Consider the following 13,265-nt stretch of genomic DNA (forward strand, 5'->3'; position numbering starts at 1 on the left):
TCCGGCGGTGTTGACGAGCTGAGTCTAGGCGCGTACTGTCTTGTCTCAAACGTCATATTTCCCTCATTTCAGGACATCGCAGATGAAACGCATCGGTGTAGTGGTGTTTCCGGGCTTCCAGATCCTCGACATGGTCGCGGTATCGATTTTCGAACTCGCCAATCAGGACACCGACGAACCCGCGTACGACGTCACGGTGATCTCCGAGCACGGTGGCATGGTGCGCAGTTCGGCGGGCGTCGAGGTCGCGACGCGGCCGTTCGGCGGTCCCGCCTATGACACGGTGATCGTCACCGGCGCGATGGAAATCGCGCCGTCGTCGCCGGGACTGCTCGCGTTTCTGAACGAGGCCCTCGCCGCCTCACGCCGCACCGCGAGCATTTGCACCGGCGCGTTCGTCCTCGCCGAAGCGGGCATCCTGGACGGCCGCCACGCGACCACTCATTGGGCGCATGCGCGCGATCTGCAGCGGCGCTTTCCGCGCGCGCGGGTCGACGAGGACCGCATCTTCATCGTCGACGGCTCGGTGTGGACGTCGGCCGGCATGACCGCGTGCATCGATCTGTGCCTCGCGCTGGTCGAGAACGACCTCGGCGTCGCGGCGTCGCGCGCGATCGCGAAAAAGCTCGTCGTCTATCACCGCCGCACCGGCGGGCAGTCGCAATACTCGGCGATGCTCGATCTCGAACCGAAGTCCGATCGGATCCAGAACGCGCTGTCGTATGCGAAGAGTCATCTGCGCGAGCCGCTGAGCGTCGAGCAGCTCGCCGACGTCGCGCATCTGAGCCCGCGTCAGTTCAGCCGCGCGTTTCGCGACGAGACTCGCCAGTCGCCGGCCCGCGCGATCGAGGCGCTGCGCGTCGAAGCGGCCCGCACGATGCTCGAAACCGGCCGTCATTCGATCGAAACGGTCGCAGCCGACACTGGCTTCATCGACCCCGAGCGGATGCGGCGCGCGTTTTTGCGCGCGTTCGGCCAGCCGCCTCAAGCGATCCGGCGCGCCGCACGCGTGGCGTAAGCATTCGGGTAGAAAATAGGAAGCCCGCGATGCGAAGCTGCGCGAAACAGCGGCGTCCCGCTCGACCCATGAATCGAAACCAGACCAAACGAAAGGAAACGCGATGAGCTACAACGACAGCAACCCGTTCGCCAAAATCTTGCGCGGCGAACTACCGTGCATCAAGGTGGCCGAAAACGACCAGGCGCTGGCTTTCATGGACTTGATGCCGCAAGCCGACGGTCATCTGCTCGTCGTGCCGAAGGAAGCGGTTGCGGAGATTTTCGATCTGTCGGATGTGGCGCTCGTCGCGTCCGCGCGCATGGCGCAAAAGCTCGCGATCGCGGTGCGCGCGGCGCTGCGTCCGGACGGTGTGTTCATCGGCCAGTTCAACGGCGCGGCGGCGGGACAGACGGTGCCGCACGTCCATTTCCATGTGATTCCGCGCTGGGAAGGCCAGCCGCTGAAGCTGCATGCGCGCGAGGTCGCCGACGCCGACACGCTTGAAGCGCTCGCCAAACGGATTCGCGCACACTGGCGCGTCCATTGAAGCGCGACGTGTGCGCCTGCCGACAAATTGCCGCGCCAGGCATAACGGTCACGTGCGGTAACAACTGTAAAAGCCGTTGAAACCACCGCTTGGCGCGTCGCGATTAGACTGCTATTGCCTTGTGTTCAAGGCATTGAGTGTGGATCTCTTTTTTCAGCCTGCCCTTGTGGCAGGCTTTTTTCTTCAGGGGTCCGCTCGCAGTCTCAGAGCCGATCGCGAGAACGGCGTAGCGGATGCCGCCAGTCGATGCGCCGGGGACGCGGTGACAACGGCCGACCGTCGTGCAGGTCGCGATGTTCTTGCCACAGTTCGTCGGAAAAAAGAAACATCACGATGAGCAGCGGAACGACCAGAAAAATCCCGAGTATTACGTGCTCGTTCACGATAGCCTCCAGGTGCGGGAGATTTGTTCCAATTGTAGAGCAGCGCCTGTACCCGCAAGCCGTTGCAGGCCCTTCACGAAAGCTGCGAGGGACGGCTGGCACTATTTGTTTTCTGCATCTGCCGCGTTATTGCACGTAGCGGCTTTCGCCCGCCGAATGACTTTGTGTGCGATGCACAAACTGGTTGATTGAATTGTACTAAATTACTTAATTGGCGCTACGCGTTTACTCGAATGCGGGCGCGAAGCTTTACCAGCTAAAGCGATGAGCGAGTTGGACTTTTAGTAATTCTTTTCATTGCTGTTCGATCAGGCGTCTGCTCAGGCTTTAATCAGCCCTGACAGCGGGTGCGACAATTAGCCACTGTTGCGACCGCACACAAGATGTGCTTGTCGTTCTTGTTGGTTCTCCTAAAGTGCAAGCTGTGGGTCCATCGTTAAAGTTAAATACATAGCTAACCGAGTATTTTTTCGGCCCGCCCCGGAGGAATGAATGAAAACTCGAATTGCCGTTGTTTTCGCCATCGCGGGTTTGGCTGCCGCTAGCGTTCAGGCGCAAGACGTCGTGATCAAGCCGCAGCAAACGATCCAGTTCAAGGCCAATGCGTATGGCTGCGTATCGAAGGACAAGCTCGATGCCGTCGATCACCATGCGCAAGCCGGTGAACAGCAGCAGATGCAGGAATTCTTCTCCGGATATCAATGCGTATCGACACCGACCGACTCGAGTTTCCGGGTGGTGCGCGTGGTCGGCCACGACGTCGAGTTCGTGAATGCAGCCAATAGCGACACCGAGGGGCTCTGGGCGAACGACCGATTTATCAAGCAATAAGTACAACACCGGTATTCCGGCAAAAGCCGGAACACGGTCGCATGCGTCTGCACTGCGGCTTTAAAGTCGCAGCCGTGAACGCGTGAGCTAAAAAAGGACGGCTTGGGCATTCAGATGCCAAGCCGTTTTTTTTTCATACAGACCAGGCTTCACGCGCAATAAAAAAGCCGATGCGGGGTTTATCGACCCGCATCGGCAGTACGCCTTCTCGCAAAGCGCAGGAAACCGGCCAGGTGCAGCGGCGCGTCAGTGCACGCGCTTGCTGCGGCGGAACTGGTCGAACAGCACCGCGAGCAGCAGGATGCCGCCGCGGATCAGGTACTGATAGAACGTCGGCACGTTAAGCAGGCTCATCGCGTCCTGTACCGAACCCATGATCAGCACGCCGACCAGCACGCCGGAGATCGTCGCGACACCGCCCGTCAGCGACACGCCGCCGAGCACGCAAGCGGAAATCACGCCGAGTTCGAGCCCGACCGACGTCTTCGGATCGCCGAGACTCATGCGCGACGCGAGCATCACGCCCGCGAAGCCGGTCACGAGCCCTTGCAGCACGAATACGGTGATCTTGATCCGCGTGACGGGCAGCCCCGCGAGCACGGCCGCTTCGCTATTGCCGCCGACGGCCAGCACGTTCTTGCCGAACACGGTTTTTTTCAGCAGGAAGCCGAACAGCACGAAGCCGATGATGTTGCTCCAGATCGGATAAGAAATGCCGAGGAACGAGCCACCGCCGAGATCGAAAAAGCGCTCCTCGGAGATCATCACCGCGTCGCCGTTCGACGTGATGTAGGCGAGGCCGCGCACGACCTCCATCATCGCGAGCGTGACGATCAGCGAGTTGATCTTGTAGCGCGCGACCAGCGTGCCGTTGACGAGCCCGACCGCGCCGCCCGCGAGCACGCCGGCCGCGACGCCGATGAATACGCTATGTGTCGCGGTGATCAGCACGGAAGCCACCACGCCGGAAAACGCGACGATCGACGCGACCGACAGGTCCACCTCGCCGAGCGCGAGCACGAACATCATCGTGACGGAGATCGAGCCGATCAGCGTGACCGACAGCAGCAAGCCCTGGATATTGCGCGAGCTCAGAAAGCCCGGGACCGTGAACGACAGCACCGCGAACAGGATGATGAACACCATCACGATGCCGGATTTGTTGATCAGGTCCCAGGTGCGCGCGGCACGCGCGGTCAAACCGGCGGAGGCGACGGCGGGGGTCGAGGAATCGGTGGAAGGTATGCTCATGATGTCTGTTCCATTCAATGCCGTTTTCGTTGCGGTATTCGATAAGAGGTCTGGTGGCGAGAGCCGTTGGCCGATCAGCGCGGCAACGCCAGCTTGATCAGCGCATCCGGCGTGGCTTGCGCCTTCGGCAGATCGCCGACGATGCGGCCTTCCTTCATCACGATCACGCGATCGGTCACGCCGATCACTTCGGCGAGATCGCTCGATACGACGATGACCGTGCGGCCCGCCTCGGCGAGCCCATACAACAGCCCGTAAATCTCGCTGCGAGCCCCGACGTCGATGCCGCGCGTCGGCTCGTCCATCAGGAACACGTCGATCTCTTCGGCGAGCCAGCGCGACAGGATCACCTTCTGCTGATTGCCGCCGGACAGCGTGCCGATTGGCGTGTCGCCGTTGCGGGTCTTGATCGCGAGCTTGCCGATGAACTCGCGCGTGGTCTGCGCTTCCTTGCGGCCGTTGAGCACGTTGAAGCGGCTGAAGTGGCGGCGGCAGCTGATGTTCAGGTTGTCCGACACCGACGCAATCGAAACGATGCCTTCCTGCTTGCGATCCTCGGGACACAGCGCGACACCGGCGCGCACCGCGTCGCGCGGCGTGGCGAACTGCACGCGCTTGCCCTTCAGCGCGACCCCGCCGGCGCTCGGCTTGACCGCGCCGTAGATCAGCTTCATCAACTCGGAGCGGCCCGCGCCGACGAGCCCGAAAAAGCCGACGATCTCGCCCTTGCGCGCCGAAAACGATGCCGGCTCGCGCAGGCCCGGCCCCATCAGACCGTCGACCTGAAGCTGCACGTCGCCGTGCTCGCGCGCGCGATAGCCGTACACATCGGTGATCGAGCGGCCCACCATGCAGCTGATCAGCCGATCGCGATCGAGTCCCGCGCCTGCCTCGAAGGTGTCGATGCGGCGGCCGTCGCGAAACACGGTGACGCGATCACACAGTTCGTAGACTTCATCCATCCGGTGCGTGACGTAAATGATCGCGCGGCCTTCGGCCTTCAGCGCCCGGATGATGCGGAACAGTTGCGTGGTTTCGCGCGACGACAGCGAGCTGGTTGGTTCGTCGAACGCGATCACCCGCGCGTCGCGCATCAGCGCCTTGCCAATTTCGATCATCTGCCGCTGACCGATCGACAGATGCTTGACCTGCTGCGACGGATCGAGCTTTTCGCCGAGCCGTTCGAGCTCGCGCATCGCGCGCGCGACCAAGGCCTTTTCGTCCAGAACCCCGAAGCGATTCGGGAGCGCGCCGAGCATCAGGTTCTCGGCGACGGTCAGCTCCGGCACCAGATGCAGTTCCTGATAGATGATTGCGATGCCCGCGGCGATTGCCGCCTTGGTCGTCGCGAACTGCTGCTCGACGCCATCGAGCGACAGCGTGCCCGACACGGGGTGATTGACGCCGGACAGCACCTTCAGCAGCGTCGACTTGCCGGCGCCGTTTTCGCCCATCAGGCCGTGCACCTCGCCGCGGCGCACTTCGAGCGACACCTGGTCGAGCGCGAGCACGCCCGGGAAGCGCACGGTGATCCCCTCGAGCTGGAGATAGGGAGCGTCGGATGCGGGCGTCGGTGCAGGCGAGGGCGCAAGCGCCGCGTCGCCGGCATGAGACCCGGTGAATAAGGACGTCATCGGAAAAACCTCGAACGGATGTAACCAGAGCGGGCCACGCTCACGCTAATCGCAACGCGCGATGCGGCCCGCCGTCTGCTGCGAGAACTTCGCTTAAATACCCAGTTCCTTGCGCACGTCCTGCCAATTGCTACGGACCATCAGCTTGCCGGTGGTCTGCGTATCGGCGGGCGGCTGCTTGCCGTCCTTGATCCATTCGACGAGGTTTTCGGTGCTCTCCTTGCCGTGGTTCGTCGAGCTGACCGCGATCGTGCCGTAGAAGCCCGTCGGTTCCTTCTTCTGGAACTCGGCGAACGCCTCGCCCGCGCCGTTGATGCCGACGCCGATCACGTCCGTGCCCGGAATGTGCAGCTGTTCTGTCGCGCGCACGCCGCCGAGCACGCTTTCCTCGTTGAGCGCGAAGATCACCCACTTCTTGATGTTCGGATGCTGCGCGAGCACCGGCGACACCGCGTTGAAGCCGCCTTCGTCGTCGGTGGTTTTCTGCGGAGCGTCGAAGATGTTTTCCTTCTTGAAGCCGCCGGCGAGCAGCGACTGCGTCGCGCCGTCGGTGCGCAGCTTCGCGGTCGGCAGTTCGTAGTCGGTGATGCGCAGCGCGCCGACTTCCTCGGGCTTCCAGCCGCGGCGCTTCATTTCCTCGGAGATCGCCGTGCCGACCTGATTGCCGATCTTGAACGCGGACATGCCGAGGTGCGGCACGTTGGCAAGCGGCTTGCCGGTCGAATCGACCAGCTGGTCGTCGACCGTCACGAACTTCATGTTGTAGCGCTTCGCGCGTGCCTGGATCGCCGGTCCGAGACGCACGTCGGGTGCGCAGATCACGAAGCCCTTCGCGCCTTGTGCGCCGAGGTTGTCGATCGCGGCCAGCACTTTTTCGCCGTCGGGCGTACCGATGTTGACGACCGAGAATCCGTCCTTCTGGCCGAGCGCGGTCGCGGCTTTCTGTTCGTTGATGAACCACGCCTGTTCCGGCATCTTCACGAGGAAGCCGACTTTGAGCGGCTCGTCCGCATGCGCGGACAGTTGCGCGGCAAACGGCGCGGCGAGGGCGGCGGCGGCGATCGCGGTCAGAGTCAAACGGCGAAGCTTGCTGGTCATCTACTGTCTCCTGAGGTTGAAAAGCTGCATTGATGTCGTGGTAGTTGCAGCGGGGTAACGCGGGCGGCGTCAGCCGACGCGCGGATCGGGGTGGATCTCGGCTCGGCAAGCCGGGCGATTCGTGGAGCGGGGCGCACGGCCAGTGGCGCGGCGAAAACCGTGGTGCGGCTCATCGGTTCTAGCCCGCCACGTACGCCGTTTTCACGGCGGTCCAGAACGCGGCATCGCTCGCGCCATAGGCCGACGCCTTGCGCCCGCCGCCGGGTCCGTGATGTTCGACGGCCGTGGTCGGCAGGTTGATCGTGACGAGACCGCTCTGCACGTGGCGGCGGAAATGCCGCGCGCGTTCGAGCGAGCGCGTGCAAATGCCGGCGCACAATCCGTAGGTGGTGTCGTTCGCGAGATGCAGCGCGTGTTCGTAATCGTCCGCACGCAGCACGACCGCGAGCGGCCCGAAAATCTCTTCGCGCGCGATGCGATGCTCCGGTTCGCCGACAAACAGCGCCGGCTCGAAAAAATAGCCGCGCGTCGCGCGCTGCAGCTGCCTACCGCCGCGCAGCAACTGCGCGCCTTCCTGTTCGCCGATGCGCACGTATTCGAGATTGCGTTCGAGCTGCGCGGCGTTCGCCGCCGGGCCGATGTCGGTGCCGTGCTTCAGCGCGTGATCGACGGTGAGTTTCGCGAGCTTCGCCTGCAACGCGTCGACGAACTGCGCGAACACCGCGCGCTCGACGATCAGCCGCGCGGCCGCGGTGCTGCGCTGGCCCGTCGCGCTGAAGGCGCCGGTCAGCGCGGCATCGACCGCGCCGTCGAGATTGGCGTCGGCCAGCACGACAAACGGATTCTTGCCGCCCATCTCGAGCTGCACGCGTGCCTGGCGCGTCGCGGCAGCCTGTAGCACACGTGTGCCGGTATCGGACGAACCGGTGAAGCTGATCGCGGCGACGAGCGGATGCGCGACGATTCGCGCACCGACTTTGCGGCCGCTGCCCATCACGAGGTTGAACACGCCGGCCGGCAAGCCCGCGCGACTGACGATCGACGCGAGCGCCGCCGCGCAGGCCGGCACCGATTCGGCCGGCTTGTACACGACGCAGTTGCCATGCGCGAGCGCGGCACCGATCTTCGCCGCGGCGATCGCGAGCGGCGCGCTCCACGGCGCGATGACGCCGACCACCCCGAGCGGCTCGCGCGTCACGTCGATTTCGACGCCGGCACGCGCGGACGCGAGCGGTTCGGCGAACGCGCGCAGCGCCTCGGCGGCGAACAGCTTGAACAGTTGCCCCGCGCGCGTCGCTTCGGCGAGCGCCTCGGGCAGCACCTTGCCGACTTCACGCGCGAGCAGACGCGCCAGTTCCTCGCGGCGCGCGAGCATTTCGCTGCCGATCGCGTCGAGCGCGTCGGCGCGGCGCTGCGCGGAGGCGAGCGACCAGTCGCGAAACGCCGCGTGCGCCGCCTCGATTGCGCTGTCGGTCTGCCGCACGTCGGCCCGCACGTATTCGCCGACCGGTTCGTCGAGATCCGACGGATTGAGCGACACGCCCGCGGTCGCACCCGTCTCCCATCCGCCATTGATGTAATGGCGAAACGGGCTGGTAACGAGGGGGACGAGCGGATCGCGGTTCATCGGCGGAAAAGGCGCACCGGAAGTTCACAAAAGTCCACGAATGGTATGAGTCGTCCCAATAACTTTCCAATCCCTTTTTAGGCTTCTCCGATATCAGTTTCGATATGGCATCATGGGAACTTCAAAGCAGAACGTACAAACATCGCCCGTAAAAACCTGGAGACCCCTGCGATGACGCGTAGCTATTCGAACTGGTTCGTGCGCGCGCGCCTGAAGACGCGCCAGTTGCTGCTGCTTGCCGCGATGGAGGAGGAGGGCAACGTGCGCCGCGCGGCTGACGTGCTCGGCATGACGCAGCCGGCCGCGTCGCGCCTGTTGAAAGAACTCGAGGACATGCTCGGCGTGAGCCTGTTCGACCGCACGCCGCACGGTATGCACGCGACGCTGTACGGCGAGGTGATGATCCGCCACGCGCGCATGGTGCTGTCGAACCTGAGCCAGGCGCACGACGAAATCTCGGCGCTGCGCTCGGGGCTCGCGGGTCAGGTGCGCATCGGCGTGATCGCCGCGGCTGCCGCGACGATGGTGCCGCGCGCGATCGCGAGCGTGAAGGAGCGTTATCCGCAGTTGCAGATCTGGACAGAGGTCGAGACCTCCGACGTGATGCTGCCGCGGCTCGCCGAAGGCGACCTCGACATCATGATCGGCCGCGTGCTCGAACGGCAGAATCAGTTCAAGACCGACGTGCGCTACGAGCCGCTCGCCGACGAACCGCTGTGCGTGGTCGCCCGGCCTGGCCATCCGCTCGAAAACGAAACGGGATTGACGCTGCGCGGTATCGTCAACGCGGCGTGGGTGCTGCATCCGCCTGGCAGCGTGCTGCGCCACCGCTTCGATCTGATGTTTTCGCAGATTGGCCTGAATCCGCCGCAGAACGTCGTCAATACGAATAACTTCCTCGCGATTTCGAGCCTGCTGCTGCAAAGCGACATGTTGGCTGTATTGCCCGATGAAGTGGCGCGTCAGTACCAACAGTACGGGGTATTGAAACGCGTACCGATCGATTTACCGTGCAGGATGGACACATTCGGTATCATCACGCGCCAGTCGCATCTGTTGTCTCCGGCGGCCGCCGTCGTGCTCGAGGCGCTGCGGGAGGCGGCCCGCGACGTGTACGGCACCGCCATGGAACCGGTGGTGGCCCGGTAAATGCTTCCTTCCGTGTCATAGGCACCGGCCGACGGCGCGGGAGGAACAGACGATGTACAGCAAACACAAGAAACGGCAACGCGCCGTCGACGATTCATTTTCGCTGCGCTCCGGTGGAGCGAGCGCCTGGTTTAGCAACGGCATGGCTCTCAAATCGACGATATACAAGGCTGAAGTGCAGATCGCGGACATGGACCGGCACTATTACGCCGACCATTCACTGACGATCGCCCGTCACCCCTCGGAAACCGACGAACGGATGATGGTCCGCGTCGCCGCGTTCGCGCTGTTCGCACAGGAGCGGCTGGAGTTTTGCAAAGGTTTGTCGGATGTCGACGAGCCGGATCTGTGGGCGAAGGATCTGACCGGCGCGATCGACACCTGGATTGAGGTCGGCCAGCCCGACGAGCGCCGCATCGCGAAGGCGAGCGGCCGTGCCAATCACGTGATCGTGATCGCGTATGGCGGGCGGACCTCGGAAATCTGGTGGCAGGGCGTGCGCAACAAGGTCGAGCGCCTGCGCAACGTGACGGTCTGGACGCTCGGCGAGGACGTCGCGGTATCGCTCGGCTCACTCGCCGAGCGCACGATGCGGCTGCAATGCACGGTGCAGGACGGCGAAGCCTGGCTCGGCAGTGCCGAAGCCGACGCGGTGAAGATCGACTGGACCGTACTGAAAGCGCCCGCCGACGCATGATGGAACCGGTCTGAACCGGTTTTCGCGCAGTTTCGTTTTCGCTTTCAGAGCGACGTGATTCGCGCCGCCTCCGGCGGCCCCTTCAGTTCGATCATGTTGCCCTCCGGGTCGAACAGATACAGCGACGGTCCAAACCCGTCCGCGCCATAACGCACCCCCTGTTCGCCGAGCCGCGCGCCATGCGCGCTCAGATGCGCCTTCAGCGCGTCGGCGTCGAACGACTCGACGCGCAGACACAGGTGATCCATGTTGCGCCCCGTGCCCGCCTCACCGTTTTCCGCGCGATCGAGCTTAGCGCCGACCTGCAGCAGATCGATCAGCGATCGGCCCGCGCGCAGCTGCGTGAGGCCGAGTTCGCGCTGCTCCTTTTCAACGCTGCAACCGAGTACGTCGCAGTAAAAGCGCGCGAGGGTGTCGACGTGCGTCGCCCGGATCACGACGTGGTCGATCTCGCGAATGTGGATTTTCATGCTGAACGCCCTTTCGCTAGTACGGAGAACCGATTAGGAAGTGTAGGAGAAAGGGCGGGGGGCGGATCGGCGGGCAAAAAAAAAGCCCGCTCAAGTGGAGCGGGCTGAATCCATATCAGGAGGAGACATGGAGGAGACAAGTACTAATATACACATCGGCTTGGTGCGACGCAATAACTTTTTAAGGGAAAACCCGATATCTTGCAAAATTGTCGCAGTTTGAGGCAAAACGCCCGGCCGCGGGGCGTTCCGCGGCGTTTCGGACCGCGATTTGTCCGGTTTGACCCCACTACGGGTGAGGACAAGCGCGTCCGAATGACAGAGCAAGAACCGGCGCGTACTGTGCAGCGAACAGGCCTAGATTGATGAGCATCGACACTGACTGCCCATCCGGGCCCCAGGACATCATGAACGCCACCACTCGCCATTCCACCCCCATGCGCACCACCGCGGACGTCGGTGCCACCCAGTGGCTCACCGACGACGAGCGCTGGGACGCCGTCACCCACCGCGACCACGATGCCGACGGCGCATTCTTCTACGCGGTCAGGACGACCGGCGTGTTCTGCCGGCCGTCGTGCGCGTCGCGCCAGCCGCGCCGCGAAAACGTCGCCTTCTTCACCGATGCCGCCGCCGCGCGCGCCGCGGGCTTCCGCGATTGCAAGCGCTGCCAGCCGGGCGGCCTGCCACGCGAGCTTGACATCGTCGCGAGGGCCTGCGCGGCGCTCGACGCCGATCCGCAGCAGCGCCTCACGCTCGCGCAACTGAGCGACGCCGTGCACGTGAGCCCGTTTCATTTGCAGCGCCTGTTCAAGCGCGTCGTCGGCGTGTCGCCGCGTCAGTACCAGGCCGCGCAGCGCGGCGCCGCGCTGCGCGACGCGCTACAGGGCGGCGCCGATGTCACGCGAGCGACACTCGACGCCGGTTTCGGCTCGCCTTCGCGCATGTACGACAGCGCGCCGGCCGAGCTCGGCATGGCGCCCTCCGCTTACCGGCGCAAGGGCGCCGGGCTAACGGTGCGCTACGCGAGCGCGCCGACCTCGCTCGGCTTCGTGCTGGTCGCGGCGACCGATAAGGGCATCTGCAAGATCGGTTTCGGCGACGACACCGCGCTGTTGATCGACGAATTGCGCGGCGAGTTCTCGAACGCAGAGCTGCGCGAGGACGCTGGGCGCCTAGCACCGTTCATCGCGCAGATCGATGCGTACCTGCGCGGCACGCGCCAGGACTTCGACCTGCCGCTCGACATCGCGTCAACCGCGTTCAAACAGCGCGTGTGGGATGCTTTGCGACGCATTCCGTACGGCGAAACGCGCAGCTACTCGCAGATCGCCGAGGCGGTCGGTTCGCCGCGCGCGGTACGCGCCGTCGCAAGTGCATGCGCGACCAATCCGGTCGCGCTCGCGATTCCTTGCCATCGCGTCGTGCAGAAGGGCGGGGCGCTCGCCGGCTATCGCTGGGGGCTGCCGCGCAAGGCCGCGTTGCTCGACAATGAGGCGCAGCACGCAGGCGGCGCTTCAGCCGGCGACGCGCCGCGCCGCCGCGCTAGCCGCCCCGATGCCGATTCCCGCCACTCCAACCTGGATCACGCCGCTTGAGCTCGCTTAACGACGTCGCAACTCTGGAATTACCGTTCAAGGCACCGTTCGACTGGCCGCGGCTGCTGCGTTTTTTCAGCGGCCGCGCGACGCCTGGCGTCGAAGCCGTCGAGGACGGCGCGTATCGTCGCGCGATCGACTGGAACGGCGACAGCGGCACACTCAGCGTGCGGCTGCATCCTCGCAAGCGCTGCGTCGTCGCGAGCATCGAAGGGCCGGCGAGCCGGCATGCCGATGCACTCGCCGCGCCGATCGCGAAGATGTTCGATCTGCGCGCCGATCCGAAGAAGATCGCCGCCGGACTCGCCGCGGACCCGTGGCTCGCGCCGCTCGTCGCCGCGGTGCCTGGCCTGCGGGTGCCGGGCGCATGGTCAGGCTTCGAACTGGTGGTGCGTGCGATCGTCGGTCAGCAGGTCAGCGTGAAGGCCGCGACGACCATCATCGGACGGCTCGTGCAGCGCGCGGGCCAACGCATCGACGGCCATCCGCACCAGGACACCGCGTGGCGTTTTCCGACGCCGGCCGCGCTCGCCGAAGTCGATCTCGCGCAGATCGGCATGCCCGGCAAACGCGTCGCCGCGTTACAGGGCTTCGCGCGCGCAGTCGCGAGCGGCGACGTCCCGCTCGACAGCAGCGACACCGTCGACGCCGCGAGCCTGCGCGCCGCGTTGCTCGCGCTCGCGGGCATCGGCCCATGGACCGTCGAATACGTCGCGATGCGCGCATGGCGCGATCCCGATGCATGGCCCGCGTCGGATCTCGTGCTGATGCAATCGATCTGTGCGCGCGATCCTTCGCTGATACGGCCTGCACAGCAGCGCAGCCGCAGCGACGCGTGGCGGCCGTATCGCGCGTATGCCGCGATGCATCTGTGGAACGAGGTAGCGGATCGGGCGGGCGCGGCGCGCGGCGGGTGAGCTGAGCTGAGCGTCGTCACGACGCGCTGATGGCGATGGCGCAGTTCAGCGCGACCCCGCCAT

General features: G+C 64.6%; 13 protein-coding genes. 7 read left to right on the top strand and 6 right to left on the bottom strand.

Annotated elements, in window-relative coordinates:
• Nucleotides 1-82: 82 nt before the first annotated feature.
• Together AB3X94_RS07195 and AB3X94_RS07200 are read left to right on the top strand one after the other, a co-directional pair.
• Nucleotides 83-1,018 (top strand): GlxA family transcriptional regulator, encoded by a 936-nt coding sequence (locus AB3X94_RS07195; protein WP_368611143.1) that lies wholly within the window; start codon nucleotides 83-85, stop codon nucleotides 1,016-1,018.
• A 103-nt stretch (nucleotides 1,019-1,121) separates the two neighbouring features.
• Nucleotides 1,122-1,547, top strand: a complete 426-nt coding sequence (locus AB3X94_RS07200; RefSeq protein WP_176109875.1) for an HIT family protein — start codon at nucleotides 1,122-1,124, stop codon at nucleotides 1,545-1,547.
• Nucleotides 1,548-1,750: 203 nt separating this feature from the next.
• On the opposite strand, the gene AB3X94_RS07205 is transcribed toward AB3X94_RS07200, so the two are convergent.
• Nucleotides 1,751-1,930: a hypothetical protein gene (locus AB3X94_RS07205; protein WP_176109876.1), complete on the bottom strand. Its 180-nt coding sequence runs from the start codon at nucleotides 1,928-1,930 to the stop codon at nucleotides 1,751-1,753.
• Between the two features lie 492 nt (nucleotides 1,931-2,422).
• On the opposite strand from AB3X94_RS07205, the gene sap1 reads away from it, so the two are divergent.
• On the top strand, nucleotides 2,423-2,761 hold the full coding sequence (gene sap1 / locus AB3X94_RS07210) for a surface attachment protein Sap1 (RefSeq protein WP_013091020.1): 339 nt from the start codon (nucleotides 2,423-2,425) through the stop codon (nucleotides 2,759-2,761).
• 246 nt (nucleotides 2,762-3,007) lie between these two features.
• Here the strand turns inward: sap1 and araH are convergent, their stop codons facing one another.
• The 4 genes from araH to AB3X94_RS07230 form a co-directional block, all read right to left on the bottom strand.
• Nucleotides 3,008-4,012 carry an L-arabinose ABC transporter permease AraH gene (araH, locus tag AB3X94_RS07215; RefSeq protein ID WP_368584826.1) on the bottom strand — a complete coding sequence of 335 codons (1,005 nt, stop codon included), beginning with the start codon at nucleotides 4,010-4,012 and terminating at the stop codon, nucleotides 3,008-3,010.
• A 74-nt stretch (nucleotides 4,013-4,086) separates the two neighbouring features.
• Nucleotides 4,087-5,646 (bottom strand): L-arabinose ABC transporter ATP-binding protein AraG, encoded by a 1,560-nt coding sequence (araG, locus tag AB3X94_RS07220; RefSeq protein ID WP_176109877.1) that lies wholly within the window; start codon nucleotides 5,644-5,646, stop codon nucleotides 4,087-4,089.
• Nucleotides 5,647-5,739: 93 nt separating this feature from the next.
• On the bottom strand, nucleotides 5,740-6,744 hold the full coding sequence (locus tag AB3X94_RS07225; protein WP_176109878.1) for an arabinose ABC transporter substrate-binding protein: 1,005 nt from the start codon (nucleotides 6,742-6,744) through the stop codon (nucleotides 5,740-5,742).
• Between the two features lie 178 nt (nucleotides 6,745-6,922).
• Nucleotides 6,923-8,371 (bottom strand): aldehyde dehydrogenase family protein, encoded by a 1,449-nt coding sequence (locus tag AB3X94_RS07230; protein ID WP_368588291.1) that lies wholly within the window; start codon nucleotides 8,369-8,371, stop codon nucleotides 6,923-6,925.
• 171 nt (nucleotides 8,372-8,542) lie between these two features.
• Here AB3X94_RS07230 and AB3X94_RS07235 point away from each other — a divergent pair, with 171 nt between their 5' ends.
• Entirely contained in the window at nucleotides 8,543-9,520 is a 978-nt protein-coding gene (locus AB3X94_RS07235) for a LysR family transcriptional regulator (protein WP_176109880.1), read from the top strand.
• A gap of 142 nt (nucleotides 9,521-9,662) precedes the next feature.
• Entirely contained in the window at nucleotides 9,663-10,217 is a 555-nt protein-coding gene (locus tag AB3X94_RS07240) for a YaeQ family protein (RefSeq protein ID WP_368611272.1), read from the top strand.
• Nucleotides 10,218-10,261: 44 nt separating this feature from the next.
• Here AB3X94_RS07240 and AB3X94_RS07245 read toward each other — a convergent pair whose 3' ends face one another.
• The gene (locus tag AB3X94_RS07245; RefSeq protein ID WP_368611144.1) at nucleotides 10,262-10,687 is read right to left on the bottom strand and encodes a VOC family protein; all 426 of its coding nucleotides are present in this window, start codon (nucleotides 10,685-10,687) and stop codon (nucleotides 10,262-10,264) included.
• A 437-nt stretch (nucleotides 10,688-11,124) separates the two neighbouring features.
• On the opposite strand from AB3X94_RS07245, the gene ada reads away from it, so the two are divergent.
• Both ada and AB3X94_RS07255 read left to right on the top strand, forming a co-directional pair.
• The gene (gene ada / locus AB3X94_RS07250; RefSeq protein WP_176110666.1) at nucleotides 11,125-12,285 is read left to right on the top strand and encodes a bifunctional DNA-binding transcriptional regulator/O6-methylguanine-DNA methyltransferase Ada; all 1,161 of its coding nucleotides are present in this window, start codon (nucleotides 11,125-11,127) and stop codon (nucleotides 12,283-12,285) included.
• A complete protein-coding gene (locus AB3X94_RS07255; protein WP_368611145.1) occupies nucleotides 12,282-13,202 on the top strand; it encodes a DNA-3-methyladenine glycosylase in 921 nt (306 codons plus the stop codon). Before ada ends, AB3X94_RS07255 begins: the two co-directional genes overlap by 4 nt.
• The last annotated feature ends 63 nt before the right edge of the window (nucleotides 13,203-13,265 follow it).

Origin of the sequence: Paraburkholderia sp. BR10923 (assembly GCF_040948765.1) — a bacterium.
Taxonomy (GTDB): domain Bacteria; phylum Pseudomonadota; class Gammaproteobacteria; order Burkholderiales; family Burkholderiaceae; genus Paraburkholderia; species Paraburkholderia youngii.

Bases quoted from the DNA above. Each gene is read 5' to 3' on its own strand.
- AB3X94_RS07225 (WP_176109878.1), bottom strand. From the start codon at position 6,744: ATGACCAGCAAGCTTCGCCGTTTGACTCTGACCGCGATCGCCGCCGCC.
- AB3X94_RS07230 (WP_368588291.1), bottom strand. From the start codon at position 8,371: ATGAACCGCGATCCGCTCGTCCCCCTCGTTACCAGCCCGTTTCGCCAT.
- AB3X94_RS07200 (WP_176109875.1), top strand. From the start codon at position 1,122: ATGAGCTACAACGACAGCAACCCGTTCGCCAAAATCTTGCGCGGCGAA.
- AB3X94_RS07195 (WP_368611143.1), top strand. From the start codon at position 83: ATGAAACGCATCGGTGTAGTGGTGTTTCCGGGCTTCCAGATCCTCGAC.
- araH (WP_368584826.1), bottom strand. From the start codon at position 4,012: ATGAGCATACCTTCCACCGATTCCTCGACCCCCGCCGTCGCCTCCGCC.
- ada (WP_176110666.1), top strand. From the start codon at position 11,125: ATGCGCACCACCGCGGACGTCGGTGCCACCCAGTGGCTCACCGACGAC.
- AB3X94_RS07235 (WP_176109880.1), top strand. From the start codon at position 8,543: ATGACGCGTAGCTATTCGAACTGGTTCGTGCGCGCGCGCCTGAAGACG.
- sap1 (WP_013091020.1), top strand. From the start codon at position 2,423: ATGAAAACTCGAATTGCCGTTGTTTTCGCCATCGCGGGTTTGGCTGCC.
- araG (WP_176109877.1), bottom strand. From the start codon at position 5,646: ATGACGTCCTTATTCACCGGGTCTCATGCCGGCGACGCGGCGCTTGCG.
- AB3X94_RS07245 (WP_368611144.1), bottom strand. From the start codon at position 10,687: ATGAAAATCCACATTCGCGAGATCGACCACGTCGTGATCCGGGCGACG.
- AB3X94_RS07240 (WP_368611272.1), top strand. From the start codon at position 9,663: ATGGCTCTCAAATCGACGATATACAAGGCTGAAGTGCAGATCGCGGAC.